The sequence below is a fragment of the Halomonas sp. genome (assembly GCF_034520545.1).
Lineage (GTDB): Bacteria > Pseudomonadota > Gammaproteobacteria > Pseudomonadales > Halomonadaceae > Halomonas.
Genome location: NZ_JAXHNN010000015.1, coordinates 144,633 through 168,946 on the forward strand (window position 1 = coordinate 144,633; position 24,314 = coordinate 168,946).

Here is a 24,314-nt window from a genome sequence, read left to right on the forward strand (position 1 = left end):
GGGGGGTTATGAAAACTCAAAAAGGCGCTGCGCTAATAGTCGTTCTTTCGCTGCTGACCATCTCGCTGATGGTCGGGCTGTCGAGCATGCAATCCTCACAGATCGATGAAAGGTTGGCGGGGAATTATAAGGCGGCATCACAGGCGCAGATGGGTGCTGAAGAAGCAGCCTCTGCTGGCTGGGAAAGTGTTAAAGATGCATCTTGGGAAAAGCTTTCTGACTTGACTGAATTTGGTTTGGATAGTCTGAGTTGGAAAGAGTTGAAAGATGGGCAGAGTGGTTTATGTGAGTTACCCGTAAGTTGCTACTACCGGTATGTTGACGATGGTGGTGATATGTATATAGTTGCAATGGGCGCTGTTGATGATGGGAATGTTGCGGTAAGTGAGCCTGTTTTTGTTGAGGTCGCGGGCTCCGGTTTAAAGATACCTTTTCTCAAAAATGCATATAATGTGATTGATGGGTATAAGAAAGATAACTGGAGTGCCAATGATCAAGCTCAAGAATGGAGTGACCTTATTGTCGATACCCCAAATTTATTTGAAGAGGATGTGCCCGCTACACCTAGTCAGTTTCTTTCTTTCGTAGATTCCGTGAAGCGTGCTGCCGAGTCGGGGAAGCATGATAATATATTTTATTTTGATGAGGATCCTGGGAAAATATCTGGCAATGACGGTCTTGTTGTGATTAATGGGGATTTTAAATGGGCGGGGAAGAATAATTTTAAAGGGCTCTTGATCGTGCTGGGGGAGAGTTTTGAATACAAAGGTGCTGGGCAGCCTGGCCTTATGGATGGGGCTGTTTTACATGTTCCTACAAGCTCAGGCTGCCGGACGAGTGAGGGCTCTGAATGTAAGTTTACCATTCCTAAAGTTAATGTTTCCGGTGGTGTTGGCGGGTTTAGGTACAACGAAAAAGTAATAGACGATTTGAGGGATTCTTTAGGCGGTGTTGAAGGAGCATTAGAAATACGCTCTTGGTGACCTTTCCCTTTTTGGTTTGTCGTCTACGGGGCACGGGCAATGCGGGCAATGATGGACAGACCCGCATTGTCTCCCCTAAAAATCACTCTTCCGGAGTTTGAATCAGGGATAGACCCTAATTTTCCTCTCTTCCAATATCCACAGCCTGCGTCAAAAACCCCGAGTATCAGAAAGCCAGAGCTGATCGTAGTGTCCGCCAATGGCAAAAATATAAATGGATCTATCGTCGAACCGGTAAATCAGCCTGTCCGTCTGTGAGATACGTTTTGACCACAAGCCGGATAAGTTGTGCTTTAGTAGCTCGGGGTTGCCGATGCCAGTGGATGGGTCTTCCGAGCGAGTAATAGAGACGGACCTGCATTGTCTCCCTAAAAATCACTCTTTCGAATCCTCATCCACCGGCCCCCAGGTGCCATCTTCCCGCCAGCCTTTACCGGTACTCTGTTTGCGCCGGTCCTGCACTTCCTTGATGGTCGCCTCTATGTCGTGTAGCGGGTCTTCCAGGGCATTGACGGGGCGGAACACCACCTCGCCCGGCGGTGCCTTGTCGCGATTGACATGCTCGCCGATGCCCGAGACATCTTCCGTGCTGATCAGCGCCGGGGCGGTCGGCATGGGATTTTCCTGCGTGACCAGGCGGCCTTCATAAGCCCAGCAACGCTGCGGTACCTGGGAGACCGCCCAGCTGCGCCCCTGCCACTCCGCGATGCGGCCGTTTTCCAGCAGCTTGAGATGTGCCAGCGGCACCACCGCGGCAAGAAGCCGGGTATTGAGCACGATGCCCGCGTCGCCCATTCGCACCCCGCCGTGGTACTGCCCGACCTCGAGCGCTTCCTTCACGCGCCTGGGCTTCTCATTCGTCGCCAGCACCCCTTGGCCACAAAGGTGCAGGACTTCCTCGTCGATCTGCTTGATCACCCAGACCTTAATCGGCGATTTCTTGAAAAGTTTGCTTATCATCTGTGGAGGTGGTCGCCTTGACGCCGAAGCACGAGAATGCGCTTGCGCGCATCGGAGTGAATAGTTTGTAAGGGTACGTAACAGGCGTGGCAATAGCAAATGCCTTTCGTCGGAATGATAGGCCTTGTTGCTATCACGAACTCTGCCATCTAGCCCTGGCTTTACGGCTCAGGGATGGCGTGGGGAGCATATCAGGTAGGGCTCTCGGCCGTTCAGCACTCGGGGCGGTCGGGGTCGACGCGAACGCGCCCGACATTGTTGACGATGACGCTAGCGCCTTCTTCCCGCCGTCCGCACAGCCGAAAGGTGCCGTTATGCCCGCCAGAACGTCCCAATGCCTTGTAGCGAACCGGGCGGTTATCGTTTCGGTAGGTGAGGGCTGGCAGCCGGCTCTCGCCGAAGGTGCGCAGCAACGCATCGCCCGGCTCACCGCGACCTTCGAAGATGGCCAATGTGGCCCGCCAGGCCTCGCCGGCGGCATTGTTGGAAATCTGGCACTGGGTCATATCGGTAGTGGGGCAGAGGGTCACGGTAGTTCGGCGGGTAACGGCCGCACTGCGGGTCTTGGCCAGCGCCGACTTCAGCCGCATCACCTCGGCGGCGACTTCATTCCGGGCGCTGAGCTGCTGAAAGTTCGGAATGCCGACAGTGACCATGATGGCCAGCACGGCAATGGCGACGATCAGCTCGATCAGCGTAAAGCCGTGCTGCCGAGCAGCAAGAGAGGAACGAACAGCAGGGCGCATGATGCCCTCCCGGCGGTTGGCCTGTTCGATGGTGTCTCTTTTCAGGCTAGCCGGACGCTACCAAGCCGCTGTAAGCCATCGCCTACAGCGGCTGTACGCCATTACGGCAGAAGGGTGGCGAGATTGTCCTCGGTCAGGAGGGCAGCACAGAGGAAGGGGCTAATCGGGTACAACCCCACGTGTCATTGCAAAATTCCGGAATCAGGGCAGGTTATAGCCATGGTTGTTATGCTGAGGGTGCCCAATGCTATGGCAATGCAAGGAGAGTCAGTATGCGTAATATTATCTACCTCATCGGACTGGTCGTCGTCATATGGTTCATTCTTTCCTTTCTGGGCGTGATCTGATGCGGATTTGGTGAGATCCGCTGAAAGAGGAAATGATGGATAGACCCTCATTTCCTCAGAAATCAAGCAATTAGAAAGCAATCAGGGACAGGCCCTCATTAACAGGGAGAGTAACCGGTAGGTGGGGTAGTCGAGCATCATCCCGCCCTTGCCGTGCTTCAGTCGTCCTTCTCCTGCGTCTGCTGTTCGTTCTTGCCCTCTTTTTCCTCTTCTTTCTGTTCGGCAAGGTACTTGTCGCGGTGGTCGCTGGAGCAGAACCAGTCGCCGCGTTCGCGTAGGGCATCGTCCTCGGGCAGGTGCACCTGGCACCAGCTGCAGCGGACCATGGGGTTGCCCTGGTCGTTACCCTCCTGCTGGGGGCCCTCGCGGTCCAGTTTCCATTCGCGGTACATGCCGTATAGCTTCAGGCCGGCGATGAATATCACGGCGAAGATGATCAGGCGAATCAGCAACAGGTTCATTCCTTGTGGAGCTCCCAGGTGGGGGTGGCCGGCTTTGCCACTCGACCGCCCTTGCGGGACAATGGCGGATATCCATCGATTCTCGAGAGATTTTCTAGCCCATGCAAGACCTGACCCTGGTGATGGCTCAGATCGACCCGCTGGTCGGCGACATTCCCGGCAATGCCGAGCTGGCCATCGAGACCGTGCGCGAGGCACGCATCGAGCATGGCGCCGATGTCGTGGTGCTGCCCGAGCTCTTCCTCACCGGCTACCCGCCGGAGGATCTGCTGCTGCGCCCCTCCATGGAAACCCGCCTGCGCCACGCCCGGGCCCACATGGCCGAGAAGATGGTGCGCGACGTCATGGTCATCGTCGGCTACCCGGGACGGCGCGAAGGGCACAACTGGAACCTGGCCGGGGTGCTCTATAACGGTGAATGGCTCGATGAGTACGCCAAGCAGGCGCTGCCCAACTACCAGGTGTTCGACGAGCAACGCTATTTCACCAGTGGCAACCAGCCGCTGGTGGTAGAGCACAAGGGGGCGAAGATCGGCATCCTGATCTGCGAGGACATCTGGAGCGAGAAGCCTGTCCGCCAGGCCCGCGACGCCGGCGCCCAGATCCTGGTCACCCTGAATGCCTCGCCCTTCCACCAGGACAAGCCCGCCGAGCGCCTCGCGCTGCTCAAGGAGCGCGCCCGCGAGGTAGCGCTGCCCATCGTCTACGTCAACCAGATCGGCGGCCAGGATGAGCTGGTCTTCGACGGCGGCTCGGCCTGCGTTGACGCCAAAGGCGAGCTGATGGTGCAGGCGCCTCACTGGGCGGTGGGCCTGATGCCGGTGCAGTTCGTGCGCGATACGCACCACTGGGTGCCCCAGCCGGGCGAGACCGAGCCCGATGTGGAGCCGGAGGATAACCTCTACTGCGCCCTGGTCACCGGCCTGCGCGACTACGTCAACAAGAGCGGCTTCAAGGGGGTGGTGCTGGGGCTCTCCGGCGGGATTGATTCGGCGCTGTCGCTGGCCATCGCCGTGGATGCCCTGGGCCCGCAGCGCGTCCATGCGGTGATGATGCCCTATCACTACACGGCGGACATCTCCAAGCAGGACGCCGCCGAGCAGGCTGAGATGCTGGGCGTGAGTTACGAGGTGCTGCCCATCGAGCCGATGGTCGAGGCCTTTATGACGACCCTGGCCGAGAGCTTCGCCGGTACCGAACGCGACACCACCGAGGAGAACCTGCAGTCGCGCTGCCGCGGCGTGCTGCTGATGGCGATCTCCAACAAGAAGGGCCTGATGGTGCTGACCACAGGCAACAAGAGCGAGATGGCGGTGGGCTACGCTACCCTCTACGGCGACATGGTGGGCGGCTACAACGCCATCAAGGACGTCTACAAGACCTGGGTCTACCGTCTGGCGCGCTGGCGCAACACCCAGTCGTCGGCGATCCCAGAGCGGGTCATCGAGCGGCCGCCGACCGCTGAGCTCGCCCCGGACCAGCAGGACAGCGACTCCCTGCCCGGCTATGACGTGCTCGATGCCATTCTGGTGCGCTACATCGAGGGCGACATGAGTGCCGAGGCGATCATCGAGGCGGGCTTCGAGCGCGAGGACGTCTACAAGGTGGTCAAGCTGGTGGATCGCTGCGAGTACAAGCGGCGCCAGGCGCCGGTGGGCGTGCGCGTCACTCGCCGCGGCTTCGGCCGCGATCGCCGCTATCCCATCGTCAATGCCTGGCAGCCGGGGGAGTAGGCGCGCCAAGCACCGAGCCTTGAGCCAATAGCAGTGCCATCGTCTTTCGGGCGGTGGCATTGCTGTTTCTAGTGGGTGCTTTGCGCGGCAGGTTACCGAGTCGACGGGTCCTTCAGGTCGTGGGCGAGGCTGGTGAAGACGAGTGAAAGCACCAGGTGTTGCGCCCGGCGTTCTTGGCGGTGTACATCGCCGAGTCGGCGGCACGAAGCAGGCTCTTTCCCTCGCTGCCGTCTGTCGGGTAGAGGGCGATGCCGACCGAGACACCGATGGTCACCGTCGTGCCATCGATGGTGAAGGGGGTTGTCAGCGCCTCGACCACGTTGGAGGCAACCTTCGCGGCGCTATCGGCGCTGTGAATGGGGCTCAGCACGATCACGAACTCGTCGCCACCCAGCCGAGCCAGCATGTCCTCGGCACGTAAGTTGGCTTCCAGGCGCTCGCTGACGGCCTGCAACAGGGTGTCTCCTGCCTGGTGGCCGAGTGTATCGTTGATTTCCTTGAAGTGATCCAGGTCCAGGAAGAGTACCGCCAGCTGCCTGTCAGCGAGGCGCACCATTTGAATGGCCCGCTCCAGCTGTTGCTCCAGGTGTGCCCGGTTGGGCAGTCCGGTGAGCTCATCGTGCAGTGCCTGATGGCGCACCACTTCTTCCGCGGCCTTCTGTTCGGTGACGTCGTTGAAGATGTGGATATGGCGCAGCACCTTGCCCTGAGTATCGCGCACGGCACTGATGGTCTGCAGTGCTACCAGTACGTTCCCGTTGGCGCAGCGGTAGCGGACTTCTCCTTGCCAGGTGCCGTCTCTTTCGAGCGTTCGCTTGCCCTCATTGAGCCGTTCTGCGCTGTCGGCCTGCCAGGCCAGCAGCTTGGTCAGCGGTCGTCCGACCAGGGCCTGATGAGAGTAGCCAAGCTGATCGCTGAAGGAAGGGTTGGCATCGATGATCTTGTGGTCTGGATCGGTGATGGCGATCGCCTCGTGAGCGTTACGAAACACGCTGGCGGCCTGACGCAGCTCTCGCTCTGAACCCTCTAACTGTTGAGCTTGCCTGTTCACTCGGGCCAGCAGGGGGGACAAGGCACGATTGACGACCCAAGTGCCTGCCAGGGCCATCAGCAGGATGGCCAGCGCCGGCCACAGCAGCAGTTGCAGGGCTTCGTTGCGAAACTGTCGTGAGGGCACTTCCACCAGCAGCTGCCAGCCCTGTTCGCCCAAGGGTGTCTCGAAGGTGACACTAAGCGTGGCTTCGCTATCTTCCACCGAATTGACGCTGTGTATGATCGGCCCTTCCGGTCCCAGCGCCAGCTCCTGCTGACTGCCGTTGGCACGCAGCCGCATCCTGGCGTCTTCACCGAAGCGCCCGGTATCAGCCAACAAAGCCAACAGCGGCTCGGCGTGGAAGAAGACGATATCCCGACCGATGTGTTCCCCTGCCGGCGTGACGATCGGCGAGCAGCTCTGCACCAGTACCTCACCGTTGTCCAGCAGGTCGAGGCGGCAGGGATAGCCCTCCTGTGGGTCTTGTGATGGCGGGACGTCAACCGGGACCTTGCCGATTTGCGAGATCCGCTCGCCGTCGGGGCCCTGTCGGAGCACGCCGGCCATGTCCGGCGCCTGAGCCATGGCGTCGGCCAGACGCGGCGTGGTGAACGCCGTGAGCGCTTCCCGCGAGATGTCACCGCGGGCATAGGCGGCGAGGCGGCGGCGAATCTCCGTGCGGCCGGTAAGCTGGCGGGTAATATCCTGATAGCGCTTGAACTGATAGTGGAGAGCCTCCGCCTGGGCTTCGGCGCTGAGCTGACTGATGTGCTCGATGCTGCTGTGCGCAGCATGGTAAAAGGGCAATGCGGTGATCAATCCGGCCAGCAGGGCGGTGGTCAGGATGCCCAGCGCGGTTAGCGACCGGATGCGCAGATGTAGACGACGGATGTAGCGCGTCGAGGGCGAGGGGAGATCTGTCGGCATGAGCTTGGGTCGGCATCGGCCAGTGGTCTGGGTATTCGACCATTCGAATTTCTATAAGGGTACTCTGTTGGGTGCTTGCCGGGCACCGGCGGGCTTCAACGAAGCGCCCCGCCGTGCTGGCGGGGCGGTGGTGTGGGGCGGGCGTCAGGCCGAGAGGCCGTCGGCCTTGACGTGCTCCGGGCGGAAGGTGCGGCCGCGCAGGCGTTCGTGATTCGGGGCGTTGTCGATCAGCACCTGTAGGGTCTCGCGGGCGCGGTCGCGCATATCGAGGCCCAGGTAGCCCTCTACCATCACCGCCAGGGCATCATGGGTGGCTTGGGTCTGCGGATATTGCTCAATCACCCAGCGGCCGCGCTCCACGGCGGCCAGGTAGGCCCCCTTGCGCAGGTAGAAGTCGGCCACGTGCAGTTCATGGCGGGCCAGCACGTTGCGCAGGTAGACGATACGCTGCTGGGCGTCCGGGGCGTATTGGCTGTTCGGAAAGCGCTGGATCAGCTCGCGGAAGTCTGCGTAGGCATCGCGAGTGGCGCCCAGGTCACGCTTGGAGATGTCGATCAGCCGCAGCCGCTCCAGGCTGAAGCGTCCCGCCTGCCAGGCGGCCAGGCCGCGCATGTAGTAGGCGTAGTCTACCTGGGGATGGTCCGGATGCAGGCGGATGAAGCGGCTGGCGGCGGCGCGGGCGCCTTCCCAGTCGTCGGTCTCGTAGTAGGCGTAGATCAGTTCCAGCTGCGCCTGCTCGGCATGCTCGCCGAAGGGGAAGCGGGTGTCGATGGCCTCGAGCCGGTTGATGGCGGTGGTGTAATGGCTATTCTCCAGGGCCTCGCGACCCTCCTCGTAGAGCTGTCGCTCGGCGACGCCGGAGAGCTCGTCTTCCTGGGAATCGCTGCTGGCGCAACCGGCTAGCACAATTCCGGCCAGCAGCAGGGAGGCCAGGCGAGCGGGGGAGGTGATAACGCGCATCGTGATCCTCGTGTCTAACAACCCGGATGGCCGTGATAGAATCGGCCGATATCTGCCCACTATAAAGCACCTTGCAGCGAAACGCAGTCATCGCTCCCGGTGCGCCAAGAGTCCTGTTCCGACCCATGTCCCAGACCCTCGATGCACAGCACCGCGTTCCCGAACGCATGGCAGGCCTGCGCCTTGACCAGGCCGCCGCCGAACTCTTCGCCGATTTTTCCCGCGAGCGGCTCAAGGCCTGGATCAAGAACGGGGCCCTGACCATGGATGGCCTGCCGGCCAGGCCGAAGGACAAGGTCTACGGCGGTGAGGCCCTGGCGCTGGCCGCCGAGCTCGAGGACGATACCCGCTTCGAGGCCGAAGACATTCCCCTGACGGTGGTGTACGAGGATGCCGAGGTGCTGGTGATCGACAAGCCACCGGGCCTGGTGGTGCACCCTGCCGCCGGAAACCCCGACGGCACTCTGCTCAATGCCCTGCTGCACCATGACCCGCAGCTGACGGCCATCCCCCGGGCGGGCATCGTGCATCGCCTGGACAAGGACACCAGCGGGCTGATGGTGGTGGCCAGAACCTTGACCGCCCAGACCGCTCTGGTCGAGCAATTGCAGGCGCGTAGCGTGTCCCGGGAGTACGATGCCGTGGTGGTGGGCGTGATGACGTCCGGCGGCACTGTGGATGCTCCCATCGGCCGCCACCCGCGCGACCGCAAGCGCCAGGCGGTGAACGCCTCGGGCAAGCCGGCGGTGACCCACTACCGGGTGGTGGAGCGCTTCCGTGCCCATACCCATGTGCGCTGTCGGCTCGAGACCGGCCGTACCCACCAGATTCGCGTGCACCTGGCTCATGCGCGCTATCCGTTGATCGGCGACCCGGTCTATGGCGGGCGCCTGAAGCTGCCGGGCGGCGCCGGCGAGACGCTCAAGGAGATCCTGCGCGAGTTCCCGCGCCAGGCGCTGCATGCCCGCAAGCTGGTCTTCGTGCATCCGGCCAGCGGCGAGCGCATGGCCTTCCGTGCGCCGTTGCCGGATGACCTGCTGATGCTGCTCGACTACCTGCGCGAAGACCGCGAGACCATGCGCTGAGGACCCCGTGATGAGCGATACCTTCGACCTGCGCCCCACTCCGATCCTGCCCGACTGGCCGGCGCCGGAGAGCGTGGGCGCCTTCGTCACCACCCGCGAGACCGGCCCCAGCCAGGGCCCTTTCGCCGCCTTCAATCCCGGCGAGAACTTGGGTGACAACCCCGCCCATGTGGCGCTGTGCCGCCGGCAGCTGGAAAAGGAGGTGGGCGACGGCCGCCCGCTGCTGTGGCTCGACCAGGTGCACGGTGCCCGTGTGCAGCAGGGCTACTCCCATTCCCGGCCCGAGGCGGACGCCGCCGTGGCCATGAATCGCGATTATGCCTGCGTGGTGCTCACCGCTGACTGCCTGCCGGTGTTTCTCTGCGATCGTCGCGGCGAGCGGGTGGCGGTGGCCCATGCCGGTTGGCGTGGGCTGGCCGGTGGCGTGATCGAGGCCAGCGTCGGGGCGATGGGCCGGCCGCCGGAAGCGCTGATGGCCTGGCTGGGCCCGGCGATCTCCAACGCCCAGTTCGAGGTGGGCCCCGAGGTGCAGCAGGCTTTCGTCGGGGTGCACCCGGAAGCCGAGGCCGCCTTCGATCCCAGCCCCTACCGGCTTGGCCACTACATGGGCGACCTCTACAAGCTGGCCCGCCTGCGCCTCGAGCGCCTTGGCGTTTCCCATATCAGCGGCGGCCACTTCTGCACCGCCTGCGAGCCACGTTTCTATTCCTACCGCCGTGATGACGGCGTCACCGGCCGCATGGCCAGCGTGATCTGGTTGCGCTGACGTGATCGCTTGATGCATATCAATCCTCGCGCCCTTTCCCTGGCTGATCACTTGAAAGCCGCCCACCGTGACTCCATTGATACCGTCAAGACACATTGATAGGGCCAAACGGCGCGTCTGACCGCGCCGTCATCCCGATGGAGGAACGATTCATGCGATTCGACAAGTTCACTGCCAAGCTGCAGACCGCCGTGGCGGATGCCCAGTCGCTGGCGGTGGGCCGCGGCCACAATCAGCTGGAGCCGGGCCACCTGCTGCTGGCGCTGCTGGATGCCACCGACACCGGCGTCAAGGCGCTGGTACAGAAGGCCGGCGGCGATGCCGCGCGGCTGCGCGATGGCCTGACGGGCCACCTCGAAGACCTGCCCAAGGTCGCCAATTTCGACGGCGAGGTGCAGCCCTCCCGCGATCTGATCAAGCTGTTCAACCTCACGGACCGTGAGGCGCAGAAGCGCGGCGACCAGTATATCGCCAGCGAACTGGTGTTGCTGGCCGCCCTGGAGATGGGCCACGCCGTCAGCAAGTTGCTCAAGCAGGTCGGGGTGACCCGCCAGTCGCTGGAAACCGCCGTCGAGAGCGTGCGGGGTGGCGAGAAGGTCGACGACCCCAACGCCGAGGATCAGCGCGAGGCGCTGGACAAGTACACCCTGGATCTCAACGAGCGGGCGGCCAGCGGCAAGATCGACCCGGTGATCGGCCGTGACGATGAGATCCGCCGCACCATCCAGGTGCTGCAGCGGCGCACCAAGAACAATCCGGTGCTGATCGGCGAACCGGGCGTGGGCAAGACCGCCATCGTCGAGGGCTTGGCCCAGCGCATCGTCGATGGCGAGGTGCCCGAGGGCCTCAAGGACAAGCGCGTGCTGTCGCTGGACATGGGCGCCCTGCTGGCCGGGGCCAAGTTCCGCGGCGAGTTCGAGGAGCGCTTGAAGTCGGTGCTCAAGGAGCTGGCCCAGGAGGAGGGCCGGGTGATCCTGTTCATCGATGAGCTGCACACCATGGTCGGCGCCGGCAAGGCCGAGGGCTCCATGGATGCCGGCAACATGCTGAAGCCGGCGCTGGCGCGTGGCGAGCTGCACTGCGTGGGCGCCACCACCCTGGACGAGTACCGCAAGTACATCGAGAAGGACGCCGCCCTGGAGCGCCGTTTCCAGAAGGTGTTGGTGGACGAGCCCTCCGAGGAGGACACCGTGGCGATCCTGCGCGGTCTCAAGGAGCGCTACGAGGTACACCATAAGGTCGACATCACCGACGGCGCGATCATCGCCGCGGCCAAGCTTTCGACCCGTTACATCACCGACCGCCAGCTGCCCGACAAGGCGATCGACCTGATCGACGAGGCCTCCTCGCGCATCCGCATGGAGCTCGACTCCAAGCCCGAGGAGATGGATCGCCTCGACCGCCGGCTGATCCAGCTGAAGATGGAGCGCGAGCACCTAAAGAAGGAGACCGACGAGGCCTCGAAGAAGCGTCTCGAGGGCCTGCAGGAGCAGATCGATGACCTGGAACGCGAGTACGCCGACCTCGACGAGATCTGGAAGGCCGAGAAGGCCAGCATCCAGGGCGCAGGACAGTTCAAGGAAGATCTCGAGCGCGCGCGCATCGAGCTTGAACAGGCGCGCCGCCAGGGCGACCTGGGGCGAATGTCCGAGATTCAGTACGGGGTGATCCCCGATCTGGAGAAGAAGATCGCCGAGGCCAGCGAGGCCGAGGCCGACACCTCGAGCCACAAGCTGCTGCGCTCCAACGTCACCGAGGAGGAGATCGCCGAGGTGGTCTCGCGCTGGACCGGCATCCCGGTGGCCAAGATGCTCGAGGGCGAGCGCGACAAGCTGCTGCGCATGGAAGAGGCGCTGCACGAGCGGGTGATCGGCCAGGATGAGGCGGTGACCGCCGTGGCCAACGCCGTGCGCCGTTCGCGCGCCGGCCTGGCCGATCCCAACCGGCCCAATGGCTCCTTCCTGTTCCTCGGTCCGACCGGTGTAGGCAAGACGGAGCTCTGCAAGTCGCTGGCCAACTTCCTCTTCGACACCGAGGAGGCGATGGTGCGCATCGACATGTCGGAGTTCATGGAGAAGCACTCCGTGGCACGCCTGATCGGTGCGCCTCCCGGCTACGTCGGCTACGAGGAGGGCGGTTACCTGACCGAGGCAGTGCGCCGCAAGCCCTACTCGGTGCTGCTGCTCGACGAGGTGGAGAAGGCCCACGCCGACGTCTTCAACATCCTGCTGCAGGTGCTGGAGGACGGACGCCTCACCGATGGCCAGGGTCGCACCGTGGACTTCCGCAACACGGTGATCGTGATGACCTCCAACATGGGCTCGGACATCATCCAGCGCATGGGCGGCGACGACTCGGACTATGAGCAGATGAAGGAGATGGTGATGGCGGTAGTCGGCGATCACTTCCGCCCGGAGCTGATCAACCGCATCGACGAGGTGGTGGTCTTCCACGCTCTGGGTAAGGCGCAGATCCAGTCCATCGCCGAGATCCAGCTCGACCGCCTGCGTGCCCGGCTCGCCGAGCACGATCTGCGCCTCGAGATCAGCGAGGCGGCGCTGGCCCTGCTGGCCGAAGCGGGCTTCGATCCGGTGTACGGTGCCCGCCCGCTCAAGCGGGCGATCCAGAGCCGTATCGAGAACCCGTTGGCCCAGGACCTGCTGGCTGGGAAATTCTCGCCGGACGACGTCATCCATGTGGAGGCGGAAGGCGACCGGCTGGTGTTCCAGAGCTGAGGTTCCAGAGCTGAGGTCGGCCGCGTGTCGTGCGCCATCAAGGCAGCGTCACACCGAGCCAACACGTGTTTCCTTGCCGCCCGGTCGCACGGGCGGCAAGGCGCTATACTCCTATCCAGGTTGCGTCCTGTAACCCCTTGCCCGCCCTCCTCGTGAGTGGTCGGGCTTTTTTTGTGGTTAATTGTGACGCCCAGCATGACTCAATTGCCTTGCCGGATGGCCCAGCATGGGCTACCCATGCCGTTTCTGCGGTTGACACTTTCGCGGTGCTAATGGAATCTTGAGCCTTCCTGATACGGGCGCGGACTCCAGCGGGCAATCCCCCATCACCGCGCGAAGGGTGGGCCGAGCGCCTCTACCCGCCGAAGGACTACCGGAATACGGCTAACCGCCGCTTCCGGCCAACGCCCCCGACGCGGTGAACTGCCGCAATGAGAGTGCAGGCCCCAACAGGGCCACTAGCCAGGGTTTGGCATCAGGTGCCGGCACGGCCGGCAGCGGCATACCGCCGCACTCGACTTCGTGTCCACAGGGTGGGCGCGGATCGCACTCGAGACCTCCAGGGGAGATACATCAGTGGAACTGCTTTCCGGCGCAGACATGATCGCCCGCTTCCTCCAGGATGAGGGCGTCGAATATATCTATGGGTATCCCGGTGGGGCGGCGCTGCACATCTACGATGCGCTGTTTCGCCAGGACAAGGTCAAGCACATTCTGGTGCGCCATGAACAGGCGGCTACCCACGCTGCCGACGGCTACGCACGGGCCTCTGGCAAGCCGGGCACGGTGCTGGTGACTTCCGGCCCCGGGGCGACCAATGCCGTCACCGGCATCGCCACCGCCTACATGGACTCGATTCCCATGGTGGTGCTGTGTGGCCAGGTAATGAGCCACCTGATCGGCGATGATGCCTTCCAGGAGACCGACATCGTCGGGGTGACTCGGCCGATCGTGAAGCACAGCTTTGCGATCCGGCATCCGACCGAGATTCCCGAAGTCCTCAAGAAGGCCTATTACCTGGCCGCGACCGGGCGCCCCGGGCCGGTGGTGGTCGACATTCCCAAGGATATGACCGCCCCCACCGAGCGCCACGAGTACGTCTACCCGAAAAAGGTGAAGATGCGCTCGTACAACCCGGTTACCCGCGGACACACCGGCCAGATCAAGAAGGCCGTGGAGTTGATGCTCAAGGCCCGGCGTCCGGTCTTCTATACTGGCGGCGGCGTGGTTACCGGCAAGGCCAGCGAGGGGCTGACCGATCTGGTCCGGCGGCTGGGCTATCCCATCACCACCACCCTGATGGGCATTGGTTCCTACCCGCAGAGCGACCACCAGTGCCTGGGTTGGCTGGGCATGCACGGCTCCTATGAGTCGAACATGGCCATGCACCATGCCGATCTGATCGTCGCGATTGGCGCGCGCTTCGACGACCGCGTCACCAATAACACGTCGAAGTTCTGCCCTACCGCCAAGATCATTCATGTGGACATCGACCCGAGCTCGGTCTCCAAGACGGTGCGCGCGGACGTGCCCATCGTCGGTCCGGCGGGCAGCGTGATCAACGAAATGATCAGCATGGTGCAGGGCAAGGAGATCGCCAATCCCGAGGCCCTGGCCGATTGGTGGAAGCAGATCGACGGCTGGCGCGAGGAGCGCCGCGACAAGCTCTATGAGCCTTCACGGCCCGGCGAGGCGATAAAGCCTCAGGAGGTGATCGAGGCGTTGTGCAGGGTGACCCGCGGCGAGGCCTACGTGACCACCGACGTGGGTCAGCACCAGATGTTCGCGGCCCAGTACTACAAGTTCGACAAGCCCAATCGCTTCATCACCTCCGGTGGGCTTGGCACCATGGGCTTCGGCTTTCCGGCGGCCATGGGCATCAAGCACAACTTCCCGGAGGAGCAGGTGATCTGCATCACCGGCGAGGGCAGCTTCCAGATGATGATGCAGGAGCTGTCGACCTGTAAGCAGTTCGGTGGCGGCGTGAAGATCATCAATCTCAACAACGGCTCGCTGGGTATGGTGCGCCAATGGCAGGACCTCAACTACAAGTCCCGCCATGCGCACTCCTACATGGAATCGTTGCCCGACTTCCAGCAGTTGATCGGAGCATATGGCTTCACCGCGCTGCGGGTGGAGACACTGGCGGATCTCGAGCCGGCACTGGAGCGCACCTTTGCCGACACGCACGAGCTGGTGTTTCTCGATGTTCTCGTCGACCCGCACGAGCACGTCTATCCGATGCAGGTGCCCTTGGGCTCCATGCGTGACATGCTGCTTTCCAAGACGGAGCGGACCTGATGCGCCATATCATCTCGATTCTGATGGAAAACGAACCGGGCGCCCTGTCACGCGTGGTGGGGCTGTTCTCACAGCGCAACTTCAACATCGAAACGCTGAACGTGGCGCCCACCGAGGACCCGAGCCTGTCGCGGCTGACCGTGACCACCGTGGGGGACGACCGGGTGATCGAGCAGATCACCAAGCACCTCAACAAGCTGATCGACGTGGTCAAGCTGGTAGACCTGACCGAGGGCAACCACATCGAGCGCGAGCTGATGATGGTCAAGGTCAAGGCGCTGGGCGCGGCCCGCGACGAGGTCAAGCGCACCGTGGATATCTTCCGAGCTCAGATCGTCGACGTGACGCCGAGCCTTTATACGGTGCAGATCACCGGCGACGCCGGCAAGCTGGATGCCTTCCTGCAGGCCATGGCGCCGGTGGGCATCCTCGAGGTGGCGCGTACCGGGGTCTGCGGGCATTGCGCGGGGAGATAAAGTGTTGTCTCTATAAGCGAGACAAGCATCTGCCAGAATGCAAAGGCCGTCCTCCGGGGCGGCCTTCGTGATTCGCGGCTCAGCGTTCCACAACCTCGTCCCATAGCGCGCGGATCAGCGGGCTCTTCAGGCGGCGCTCGAGCACGCAGAGCCCGACGTCGTAATGGGGCAGTTCCGGCTTGACCGGCAGGACCCTGACTCGCTCCGCCAGGGGGCTGGTATCGAGTACGATACGCGGCACCACGCCGACGCCGAATCCCAGCCCTACCATGCTGACGATGGCCTCATGGCCGGCCACCTGGGCATAGATCCGCGGCGCCACGCCCAGTGCCGAAACCAGGTGTCGCTGTACTGCGCGCGACAGGCCGGCCTCGGAGAGGATCATCGGCACCTCGCGCCACTGCTCGGCGGAGGGTGACTGCGGGCGTGGTGGGAATCCACTCATGGACCTCGTGAGGGGCGATGAACACCAGTGGCGAGCGGGTCAGCGACTTGAAGGCCAGGGCGTCGGGGGCCTGACGCGGCCGCGGGGTGATCGCCATGTCCTCGTTGCCGGCCAGCACTCGGGGCAGGGACTGGCCGGAGTCGCCGGTATGCAGCTTGAGCTCGATGCCGGGGTGATGGGTGCGGAACTCGCTGAGCAGGTCGTAGAGGAAGCTGTAGCTGGCGGTCACCGAGCAGTAGATGCTGATCTCGCCGGTGAGGTGCGCGCCTCGCGCATCAGTGACTGGCGCAGCCGTTCCCACTCCTCCGAGCGTGTCCCGTGCATAGGCCTGGAAGCTGTGGCCCTGGCGGGTCAGCGCCACATGGCGATTGTCACGCTCGAAGAGCCTTACGCCCAGGCTCTCCTCGAGCTGGCGAATCGTGCGCGAGAGCGTCGAGGGACTGACGTGGCAGGCCTCGCTTGCGCGACCGAAGTGGAGGGTCTCTGCCAGGGCGAGGAAGTGCTTGAGGGGGCGCATGTCCATGGGGCCAGTATTGCATAAACCGGCACATGACATTGCAAATATCGCGTTTTACGCAACGCGAGAGCTGACGTAAGGTGATGCCATCGGCTGCAACGAATCTTCTGCATCAAATCCGGCGCCGCGATAGGCGGCGCGGTCGGCCATCAGTGCTGACCTCGTTCCCACTCTTCCGCTTCAGGAGCACTAAATATGCGCGTTTATTACGACAAGGATTGCGACCTCTCCCTCATCCAGGGCAAGAAGGTGGCCATCGTGGGTTACGGTTCTCAGGGCCATGCTCACGCCAACAACCTCAAGGAGTCCGGTGTCGACGTCACCGTCGCCCTGCGTGAAGGCTCCTCCTCCGCGGCCAAGGCCGAGGCCGCCGGCCTCAAGGTTGCTTCCGTCGAGGAAGCCAGCCGCAACGCCGACGTGGTGATGATGCTGGCGCCTGACGAGAACCAGAAGGCGATCTACGAGAATCAGATCGCGCCGAACCTGGCCCAGGGCGCCACCCTGGCCTTCGCCCACGGCTTCAACATCCACTACAACCAGATCGAGCCGCGTGAGGATCTGGACGTGGTGATGATCGCACCCAAGGCGCCGGGCCATACCGTGCGTTCCGAGTTCGTGCGCGGCGGCGGCATCCCGGACCTGATCGCCATTCACCACGATGCCACCGGCAACGCCAAGGAGCTGTCGCTCTCCTACGCGGCGGCCATCGGCGGCGGTCGCAGCGGCATCATCGAGACCACCTTCAAGGACGAGACCGAGACCGACCTGTTCGGCGAGCAGGCCGTGCTCTGCGGCGGTGCCGTCGAGCTGGTCAAGGCTGGTTTCGAGACGTTGACCGAAGCGGGCTACGAGCCGGAGATGGCCTACTTCGAGTGCCTGCACGAGCTCAAGCTGATCGTCGACCTGATGTATGAAGGCGGCATCGCCAACATGAACTACTCCATCTCCAATAACGCGGAATATGGTGAGTACGTGACTGGCACCGAGGTCATCAACGAGCAGTCTCGCGCCGCGATGCGCAACGCGCTCAAGCGCATCCAGACCGGCGAGTACGCCAAGATGTTCATCAATGAGGGCAACAGCAACTATCCCTCGATGACCGCGCGTCGTCGCCTGAACGCCGAGCATCCGATCGAGCAGGTTGGTGAGAAGCTGCGGGGCATGATGCCGTGGATCGCGGCCAACCAGCTGGTCGACAAGTCGAAGAACTGATCCCCGCGATCCGTTCCGACTGATGCGAGGGCGCGGATTTCCGCGCCCTCGCTGCGTTCAGGGTGCCCGCTTGATGGCACTGCCGTGAGTCCTCGGTCGCTCTGTGTGTAGAATGGGGCGATACCCAAGCCGATGGAAGAGACACATGAGTCGGGATTCGCACCACAGCGAGCAAGAGCCGGACCAGCATAATGACGAGGATCTGGCGAGCACCTTCATGCGCGAATCGGAGGTCATCGAGGAAGCCGAAGAGGGTGGCCAGAAGATACGTCGCAAGGGGGTCTATCTGCTGCCGAACCTGTTCACCACGTCCGCGCTGTTCTCCGGTTTCTTTGCCATGGTGGCCGCCGTGAACGGGGATTTCACCACGGCCTCCATCGCCATCTTCATTGCCATGGTGCTGGATGGTCTGGACGGCCGTGTGGCCCGCCTGACCAACACCCAGAGCGACTTTGGCGCCGAGTATGACAGCCTCTCCGACATGCTCTCCTTCGGTGTGGCCCCGGGGCTGGTGGCCTTCATCTGGATCCTGCAGGACATCGGCAAGACCGGCTGGGTCGTCGCCTTCCTCTACGTAGCCTGCGCCGCACTGCGGTTGGCGCGTTTCAACGTGCAGGTCGGCAGCGTCGACAAGAAGTGGTTCATTGGTCTGCCGAGCCCCTCGGCGGCCGCCCTGGTCGCGGCCAGTGTTTGGACCTTCCACAGCTTCGATGCCGATGCCTTTGGCTACAAGCTGCTGATGCTGTTCGTGGTGGGCGTCGCGGGGGTGCTCATGGTCAGCAACATCCGCTACTACAGCTTCAAGGACGTCGACCTCAAGGGACCGGTACCTTTCGTCTTCCTGTTGGCCGTCGTGCTCGGCTTCGTGGTTATCTCCATCGAGCCCTCTGTGATGCTGCTGCTACTATTCGGCGCCTACGTGGGCTCCGGGCCGGTAATGGCGTTGACCCGCAAGCTCAAGCGCTCGCCATCCACCAGCTGAACCTGATCCCGGTTATGCACCCTGGATTCAAAGAATAAACGCTCGCCTTAAGCGGGCGTTGTCATCACCGTGACATTTTTCTTCCTGAAGCCCTTGCGCGCTCCCGGAGGAATCCGTAGAGTACGCATCCGCTGCCAGCGACGTGAAGACGTTGCAGGCGGTTCGGCCGCCATCTCGATGGCACGTCGCTCACCTGGAACCGTTCTTCGGAACGCTTCACAGGGTTGACACCGACAGCCGATCACGTAGAATACGCCTTCCTCGCAGGGCGCCGACGAGGCCGCCGCTTCCATTGATGCGGCCGAGCACGACGGCAACAGCGAGAGCTCCGCGCTTCATAAGAGCCCGGAGACGCTCTTTAACAATCGATCAGGTAATTCATGTGGGCGCTTGTCGGGATGTCGGTGACCAGTCACTGAAACATTCAAGGCAAGCGACTCGTCAAGGATCTTCGGATCCGAATTGAGAACGTTTGACCCTTGAGCCAAGTTTGGTGCTCTTAAAGCACCTATGATTTTAAACTGAAGAGTTTGATCATGGCTCAGATTGAACGCTGGCGGCAGGCCTAACACATGCAAGTCGAGCGGAAACGATGGAGCTTGCTCCAGGCGTCGAGCGGCGGACGGGTGAGTAATGCATAGGAATCTGCCCGGTAGTGGGGGATAACCTGGGGAAACCCAGGCTAATACCGCATACGTCCTACGGGAGAAAGCAGGGGCTCTTCGGACCTTGCGCTATCGGATGAGCCTATGTCGGATTAGCTAGTTGGTGAGGTAACGGCTCACCAAGGCGACGATCCGTAGCTGGTCTGAGAGGATGATCAGCCACATCGGGACTGAGACACGGCCCGAACTCCTACGGGAGGCAGCAGTGGGGAATATTGGACAATGGGGGCAACCCTGATCCAGCCATGCCGCGTGTGTGAAGAAGGCCCTCGGGTTGTAAAGCACTTTCAGTGAGGAAGAACGCCTATCGGTTAATACCCGGTAGGAAAGACATCACTCGCAGAAGAAGCACCGGCTAACTCCGTGCCAGCAGCCGCGGTAATACGGAGGGTGCAAGCGTTAATCGGAATTACTGGGCGTAAAGCGCGCGTAGGTGGCTTGATAAGCCGGTTGTGAAAGCCCCGGGCTCAACCTGGGAACGGCATCCGGAACTGTCAGGCTAGAGTGCAGGAGAGGAAGGTAGAATTCCCGGTGTAGCGGTGAAATGCGTAGAGATCGGGAGGAATACCAGTGGCGAAGGCGGCCTTCTGGACTGACACTGACACTGAGGTGCGAAAGCGTGGGTAGCAAACAGGATTAGATACCCTGGTAGTCCACGCCGTAAACGATGTCGACCAGCCGTTGGGTGCCTTGAGCACTTTGTGGCGAAGTTAACGCGATAAGTCGACCGCCTGGGGAGTACGGCCGCAAGGTTAAAACTCAAATGAATTGACGGGGGCCCGCACAAGCGGTGGAGCATGTGGTTTAATTCGATGCAACGCGAAGAACCTTACCTACCCTTGACATCCTGCGAAGCCGGAAGAGATTCCGGGTGTGCCTTCGGGAGCGCAGAGACAGGTGCTGCATGGCTGTCGTCAGCTCGTGTTGTGAAATGTTGGGTTAAGTCCCGTAACGAGCGCAACCCTTGTCCTTATTTGCCAGCGAGTAAGGTCGGGAACTCTCGAGGAGACTGCCGGTGACAAACCGGAGGAAGGTGGGGACGACGTCAAGTCATCATGGCCCTTACGGGTAGGGCTACACACGTGCTACAATGGCCGGTACAAAGGGCTGCGAGCTCGCGAGAGTCAGCGAATCCCTTAAAGCCGGTCTCAGTCCGGATCGGAGTCTGCAACTCGACTCCGTGAAGTCGGAATCGCTAGTAATCGTGAATCAGAATGTCACGGTGAATACGTTCCCGGGCCTTGTACACACCGCCCGTCACACCATGGGAGTGGACTGCACCAGAAGTGGTTAGCCTAACGCAAGAGGGCGATCACCACGGTGTGGTTCATGACTGGGGTGAAGTCGTAACAAGGTAGCCGTAGGGGAACCTGCGGCTGGATCACCTCCTTAAACGACGCGTCCCGGCACCCGGCAAGTGTCCACAATGAATTACCTGATCGAACGAGCAAAAGACTGTTTGGGTCAACGACCCAGTGGTTGGCAGCCGGGTCTGTAGCTCAGTTGGTTAGAGCGCACCCCTGATAAGGGTGAGGTCGGCAGTTCAAGTCTGCCAGACCCCACCAAATTTGAGTGGCACGTCGTTGCTCAGCTCGTGCAGAGCGCCTACGCGTCTGCAGCAGAAGGTCAGCGCGTTCGATCTAACTCCGGAGTCCACCAGTGTTCGATGGATAGCGCGGCCATAGCTCAGCTGGGAGAGCGCCTGCCCTTGCACGCAGGAGGTCACGCCGGTTCGACGCCCGACTTGGCGGTCCACCAGCTAGGCTCCACCAGACTTCGCAGCTGTAAGCTGATTCAGCGATAAGCTGTGAGTAAGCACAAGCCACAACAGTCGTTGATAAGCGTAAGCCTAGCTAGCACTGAGAAGGCTTTCTGCCTCAAGCTGGTCCTGCTTACAGCTTCCGCTGGAGCAGTCTAATGCTCTTTAACAATGTGAATCATGCTGACAACGTTTCTTCCAAGAGGAAGAGTACTCGTGATACGTTTCAAGCGTATCCGGCAATTGTCGATCGTCATCGCGGACCAGACCTCTTGGGGTTATATGGTCAAGCGATGAAGCGCATACGGTGGATGCCTCAGGCAGCCAGAGGCGATGAAAGACGTGGAAGCCTGCGATAAGGCTCGGCGAGGTGGCAAACAACCTGTGACCCGGGCATTTCTGAATGGGGAAACCCACCCACCATAAGATGGGTATCCTGCACTGAATCCATAGGTGTAGGAGGCGAACCAGGGGAACTGAAACATCTAAGTACCCTGAGGAAAAGAAATCAACCGAGATTCCCCTAGTAGCGGCGAGCGAACGGGGACCAGCCCTTAAGCGTGTGACTGATTAGGCGAACATGCTGGGAAGCGTGGCCGTAGCGGGTGATAGCCCCGTAGCCGAAAATCTGATCACGTGAAATCGAGTAGGTCGGGGCACGAGAAACCTTGACTGAAGACGGGGGGACCATCCTCCAAGGCTAAATACTCCTGGCTGACCGATAGTGAACCAGTACCGTGAGGGAAAGGCGAAAAGAACCCCGGAGAGGGGAGTGAAATAGATCCTGAAACCGTATGCGTACAAGCAGTGGGAGCATGCACTTGTTCATGTGACCGCGTACCTTTTGTATAATGGGTCAGCGACTTATTTTCAGTGGCGAGGTTAACCGATTAGGGGAGGCGTAGCGAAAGCGAGTCTTAACTGGGCGACCAGTCGCTGGAAATAGACCCGAAACCGGGCGATCTATCCATGAGCAGGTTGAAGGTTGAGTAACATCAACTGGAGGACCCGAACCAGGATCTGTTGAAAAAGATTTGGATGACTTGTGGATCGGAGTGAAAGGCTAATCAAGCCCGGAGATAGCTGGTTCTCCTCGAAAGCTATTTAGGTAGCGCCTCACGTAGCACCGCCGGGGGTAGAGCACTGTTTCGGCTAGGGGGTCATCCCGACTTACCAACCCGAGGCAAACTCCGAATACCGGTGAGTGACGCGTGGGAGACACACAGCGGGTGCTAACGTCCGTTGTGAAAAGGGAAACAACCCAGACCGTCAGCTAAGGTCCCGAAATCCTGGTTAAGTGGGAAACGATGTGGGAAGGCTCAGACAGCTAGGAGGTTGGCTTAGAAGCAGCCATCCTTTAAAGAAAGCGTAATAGCTCACTAGTCGAGTCGGCCTGCGCGGAAGATGTAACGGGGCTCAAACCAGGTACCGAAGCTACGGGTTCATCCTCTGGATGAGCGGTAGAGGAGCGTCGTGTACGCCGATGAAGGTGGATCGAGAGGTCTGCTGGAGGTATCACGAGTGCGAATGCTGACATGAGTAACGACAAGGGGCGTGAAAAACGCCCCCGCCGGAAGACCAAGGGTTTCTGTTCGACGCTAATCGGAGCAGAGTGAGTCGGCCCCTAAGGCGAGGCCGAAAGGCGTAGTCGATGGGAAACGGGTCAATATTCCCGTACCGGCCATGATTGCGATGGGGGGACGAAGAAGGCTAGGTGAGCCAGGCGTTGGTAGTCCTGGTGAAAGTCAGTAGGCTGAGGGTTCAGGTAAATCCGGACCCTCAAGGCCGAGAGACGAGACGAACTGACCACGGTCAGGAAGTCATCGATGCCACGCTTCCAGGAAAAGCCTCTAAGCTTCAGATACAGTGGGACCGTACCCCAAACCGACACAGGTGGTCAGGTAGAGAATACCCAGGCGCTTGAGAGAACTCGGGTGAAGGAACTAGGCAAAATGGTGCCGTAACTTCGGGAGAAGGCACGCCGGCGTAGTGTGAAAGGCCTCGCGCCTGGAGCATGAACCGGTCGAAGATACCAGGTGGCTGCAACTGTTTATTAAAAACACAGCACTCTGCTAACGCGTAAGCGGACGTATAGGGTGTGACGCCTGCCCGGTGCCGGAAGGTTAAGTGATGGTGTTAGCCGCAAGGCGAAGCTCTTGATCGAAGCCCCGGTAAACGGCGGCCGTAACTATAACGGTCCTAAGGTAGCGAAATTCCTTGTCGGGTAAGTTCCGACCTGCACGAATGGCGTAATGATGGCCACGCTGTCTCCACCCGAGACTCAGTGAAATTGAAATCGCCAGTGAAGATGCTGTGTACCCGCGGCTAGACGGAAAGACCCCGTGAACCTTTACTATAGCTTCACACTGGACGCTGATGTTGCCTGTGTAGGATAGCTGGGAGGCTTGGAAACCCGGACGCCAGTTCGGGTGGAGCCAACCTTGAAATACCAGCCTGGCATCATTGGCGTTCTAACTCAGATCCGTGATCCGGATCGAGGACCGTGTGTGGTGGGTAGTTTGACTGGGGCGGTCTCCTCCCAAAGCGTAACGGAGGAGCACGAAGGTACCCTCAGCACGGTCGGACATCGTGCAATGAGTGCAAGAGCATAAGGGTGCTTAACTGCGAGACAGACACGTCGAGCAGGTGCGAAAGCAGGTTCTAGTGATCCGGTGGTTCTGTATGGAAGGGCCATCGCTCAACGGATAAAAGGTACTCCGGGGATAACAGGCTGATACCGCCCAAGAGTTCACATCGACGGCGGTGTTTGGCACCTCGATGTCGGCTCATCACATCCTGGGGCTGAAGTCGGTCCCAAGGGTATGGCTGTTCGCCATTTAAAGTGGTACGCGAGCTGGGTTTAGAACGTCGTGAGACAGTTCGGTCCCTATCTGCCGTGGGCGTTGGATGTTTGAGAAGGGCTGCTCCTAGTACGAGAGGACCGGAGTGGACGCACCTCTGGTGTTCCGGTTGTCACGCCAGTGGCATTGCCGGGTAGCTATGTGCGGACGGGATAACCGCTGAAAGCATCTAAGCGGGAAGCCCCCTTCAAGATGAGACATCCCCGAGGCCTCGAGCCTCCTGAAGGGCCCAGCGAGACCAGCTGGTTGATAGGCCGGGTGTGGAAGCGCTGCAAGGCGTTGAGCTAACCGGTACTAATGGCCCGTGAGGCTTGACCATATAACACCCAAGCGGTCTGCCGATGGCGACCGACAGCCGGA

At 61.2% G+C, this 24,314-nt stretch carries 16 protein-coding genes, 1 tRNA gene, 2 rRNA genes and 1 pseudogene; 12 read left to right on the forward strand and 8 right to left on the reverse strand.

Annotated features, from left to right (window positions below; all coding sequences use genetic code 11):
• The first annotated feature begins 8 nt into the window (after positions 1–8).
• Positions 9–983: a pilus assembly PilX N-terminal domain-containing protein gene (locus U5L98_RS16730; RefSeq protein WP_322559399.1), complete on the forward strand. Its 975-nt coding sequence runs from the start codon at positions 9–11 to the stop codon at positions 981–983.
• Between the two features lie 150 nt (positions 984–1,133).
• Here U5L98_RS16730 and U5L98_RS16735 read toward each other — a convergent pair whose 3' ends face one another.
• The 4 genes from U5L98_RS16735 to U5L98_RS16750 all read right to left on the reverse strand — a co-directional run bounded on the left by U5L98_RS16735 (position 1,134) and on the right by U5L98_RS16750 (position 3,497).
• Positions 1,134–1,328, reverse strand: a complete 195-nt coding sequence (locus tag U5L98_RS16735; protein WP_322559462.1) for a type II toxin-antitoxin system YoeB family toxin — start codon at positions 1,326–1,328, stop codon at positions 1,134–1,136.
• Positions 1,329–1,358: 30 nt separating this feature from the next.
• Positions 1,359–1,943, reverse strand: coding sequence for a hypothetical protein (locus U5L98_RS16740; RefSeq protein WP_322559400.1), 585 nt, complete (start codon positions 1,941–1,943; stop codon positions 1,359–1,361).
• A 212-nt stretch (positions 1,944–2,155) separates the two neighbouring features.
• On the reverse strand, positions 2,156–2,689 hold the full coding sequence (locus U5L98_RS16745) for a GspH/FimT family pseudopilin (RefSeq protein WP_322559401.1): 534 nt from the start codon (positions 2,687–2,689) through the stop codon (positions 2,156–2,158).
• Between the two features lie 505 nt (positions 2,690–3,194).
• Positions 3,195–3,497 (reverse strand): PP0621 family protein, encoded by a 303-nt coding sequence (locus U5L98_RS16750; RefSeq protein WP_322559402.1) that lies wholly within the window; start codon positions 3,495–3,497, stop codon positions 3,195–3,197.
• A 101-nt stretch (positions 3,498–3,598) separates the two neighbouring features.
• Here U5L98_RS16750 and U5L98_RS16755 point away from each other — a divergent pair, with 101 nt between their 5' ends.
• The gene (locus U5L98_RS16755) at positions 3,599–5,230 is read left to right on the forward strand and encodes an NAD+ synthase (protein WP_322559403.1); all 1,632 of its coding nucleotides are present in this window, start codon (positions 3,599–3,601) and stop codon (positions 5,228–5,230) included.
• A 112-nt stretch (positions 5,231–5,342) separates the two neighbouring features.
• On the opposite strand, the gene U5L98_RS16760 is transcribed toward U5L98_RS16755, so the two are convergent.
• Complete coding sequence (locus U5L98_RS16760; protein ID WP_322559404.1) at positions 5,343–7,190, reverse strand: sensor domain-containing diguanylate cyclase; 1,848 nt, start codon at positions 7,188–7,190, stop codon at positions 5,343–5,345.
• Between the two features lie 144 nt (positions 7,191–7,334).
• Entirely contained in the window at positions 7,335–8,150 is an 816-nt protein-coding gene (locus tag U5L98_RS16765; protein ID WP_322559405.1) for an outer membrane protein assembly factor BamD, read from the reverse strand.
• Positions 8,151–8,275: 125 nt separating this feature from the next.
• Here U5L98_RS16765 and rluD point away from each other — a divergent pair, with 125 nt between their 5' ends.
• From rluD to ilvN, 5 genes and pseudogenes are all read left to right on the forward strand, one after another.
• A complete protein-coding gene (rluD, locus tag U5L98_RS16770) occupies positions 8,276–9,235 on the forward strand; it encodes a 23S rRNA pseudouridine(1911/1915/1917) synthase RluD (protein ID WP_322559406.1) in 960 nt (319 codons plus the stop codon).
• Between the two features lie 10 nt (positions 9,236–9,245).
• Positions 9,246–10,001, forward strand: a complete 756-nt coding sequence (gene pgeF, locus U5L98_RS16775; protein ID WP_322559407.1) for a peptidoglycan editing factor PgeF — start codon at positions 9,246–9,248, stop codon at positions 9,999–10,001.
• A 152-nt stretch (positions 10,002–10,153) separates the two neighbouring features.
• On the forward strand, positions 10,154–12,736 hold the full coding sequence (clpB, locus tag U5L98_RS16780) for an ATP-dependent chaperone ClpB (RefSeq protein ID WP_322559408.1): 2,583 nt from the start codon (positions 10,154–10,156) through the stop codon (positions 12,734–12,736).
• Positions 12,737–13,312: 576 nt separating this feature from the next.
• Positions 13,313–15,037 (forward strand): acetolactate synthase 3 large subunit, encoded by a 1,725-nt coding sequence (locus tag U5L98_RS16785; RefSeq protein ID WP_322559409.1) that lies wholly within the window; start codon positions 13,313–13,315, stop codon positions 15,035–15,037.
• Positions 15,037–15,529: pseudogene (ilvN, locus tag U5L98_RS16790) on the forward strand (acetolactate synthase small subunit). Before U5L98_RS16785 ends, ilvN begins: the two are co-directional and overlap by 1 nt.
• A 63-nt stretch (positions 15,530–15,592) precedes the next feature.
• On the opposite strand, the gene U5L98_RS16795 reads toward ilvN, so the two are convergent.
• Positions 15,593–15,898 (reverse strand): LysR substrate-binding domain-containing protein, encoded by a 306-nt coding sequence (locus U5L98_RS16795; RefSeq protein WP_322559410.1) that lies wholly within the window; start codon positions 15,896–15,898, stop codon positions 15,593–15,595.
• Positions 15,798–16,481 (reverse strand): LysR family transcriptional regulator, encoded by a 684-nt coding sequence (locus U5L98_RS16800; RefSeq protein ID WP_322559411.1) that lies wholly within the window; start codon positions 16,479–16,481, stop codon positions 15,798–15,800. The genes U5L98_RS16795 and U5L98_RS16800 overlap by 101 nt, the downstream gene beginning before the upstream one ends.
• Positions 16,482–16,670: 189 nt before the next feature.
• On the opposite strand from U5L98_RS16800, the gene ilvC reads away from it, so the two are divergent.
• The 5 genes from ilvC to U5L98_RS16825 all read left to right on the forward strand — a co-directional run bounded on the left by ilvC (position 16,671) and on the right by U5L98_RS16825 (position 24,273).
• Positions 16,671–17,687 carry a ketol-acid reductoisomerase gene (gene ilvC, locus U5L98_RS16805; protein ID WP_322559412.1) on the forward strand — a complete coding sequence of 339 codons (1,017 nt, stop codon included), beginning with the start codon at positions 16,671–16,673 and terminating at the stop codon, positions 17,685–17,687.
• Positions 17,688–17,832: 145 nt separating this feature from the next.
• Positions 17,833–18,669: a CDP-diacylglycerol--serine O-phosphatidyltransferase gene (pssA, locus tag U5L98_RS16810; RefSeq protein ID WP_322559413.1), complete on the forward strand. Its 837-nt coding sequence runs from the start codon at positions 17,833–17,835 to the stop codon at positions 18,667–18,669.
• A gap of 518 nt (positions 18,670–19,187) precedes the next feature.
• Positions 19,188–20,726: ribosomal RNA gene (locus tag U5L98_RS16815) — 16S ribosomal RNA — on the forward strand.
• 96 nt (positions 20,727–20,822) lie between these two features.
• Positions 20,823–20,899: transfer RNA gene (locus U5L98_RS16820), tRNA-Ile, on the forward strand.
• A 478-nt stretch (positions 20,900–21,377) separates the two neighbouring features.
• Positions 21,378–24,273, forward strand: a 23S ribosomal RNA gene (locus U5L98_RS16825).
• Together the 16S and 23S rRNA genes with 1 tRNA gene alongside form the textbook arrangement of a ribosomal RNA operon.
• Positions 24,274–24,314 lie beyond the last annotated feature (41 nt).

What these genes read in the sequence shown, in the direction of transcription:
- U5L98_RS16755 (WP_322559403.1), top strand. Translation starts at nt 3,599, where the DNA reads ATGCAAGACCTGACCCTGGTGATGGCTCAGATCGACCCGCTGGTCGGC.
- U5L98_RS16750 (WP_322559402.1), bottom strand. Translation starts at nt 3,497, where the DNA reads ATGAACCTGTTGCTGATTCGCCTGATCATCTTCGCCGTGATATTCATC.
- pgeF (WP_322559407.1), top strand. Translation starts at nt 9,246, where the DNA reads ATGAGCGATACCTTCGACCTGCGCCCCACTCCGATCCTGCCCGACTGG.
- U5L98_RS16730 (WP_322559399.1), top strand. Translation starts at nt 9, where the DNA reads ATGAAAACTCAAAAAGGCGCTGCGCTAATAGTCGTTCTTTCGCTGCTG.
- pssA (WP_322559413.1), top strand. Translation starts at nt 17,833, where the DNA reads ATGAGTCGGGATTCGCACCACAGCGAGCAAGAGCCGGACCAGCATAAT.
- U5L98_RS16760 (WP_322559404.1), bottom strand. Translation starts at nt 7,190, where the DNA reads ATGCCGACAGATCTCCCCTCGCCCTCGACGCGCTACATCCGTCGTCTA.
- U5L98_RS16765 (WP_322559405.1), bottom strand. Translation starts at nt 8,150, where the DNA reads ATGCGCGTTATCACCTCCCCCGCTCGCCTGGCCTCCCTGCTGCTGGCC.
- clpB (WP_322559408.1), top strand. Translation starts at nt 10,154, where the DNA reads ATGCGATTCGACAAGTTCACTGCCAAGCTGCAGACCGCCGTGGCGGAT.
- U5L98_RS16795 (WP_322559410.1), bottom strand. Translation starts at nt 15,898, where the DNA reads ATGATCCTCTCCGAGGCCGGCCTGTCGCGCGCAGTACAGCGACACCTG.
- ilvC (WP_322559412.1), top strand. Translation starts at nt 16,671, where the DNA reads ATGCGCGTTTATTACGACAAGGATTGCGACCTCTCCCTCATCCAGGGC.
- U5L98_RS16800 (WP_322559411.1), bottom strand. Translation starts at nt 16,481, where the DNA reads ATGGACATGCGCCCCCTCAAGCACTTCCTCGCCCTGGCAGAGACCCTC.
- U5L98_RS16745 (WP_322559401.1), bottom strand. Translation starts at nt 2,689, where the DNA reads ATGCGCCCTGCTGTTCGTTCCTCTCTTGCTGCTCGGCAGCACGGCTTT.
- U5L98_RS16740 (WP_322559400.1), bottom strand. Translation starts at nt 1,943, where the DNA reads ATGATAAGCAAACTTTTCAAGAAATCGCCGATTAAGGTCTGGGTGATC.
- rluD (WP_322559406.1), top strand. Translation starts at nt 8,276, where the DNA reads ATGTCCCAGACCCTCGATGCACAGCACCGCGTTCCCGAACGCATGGCA.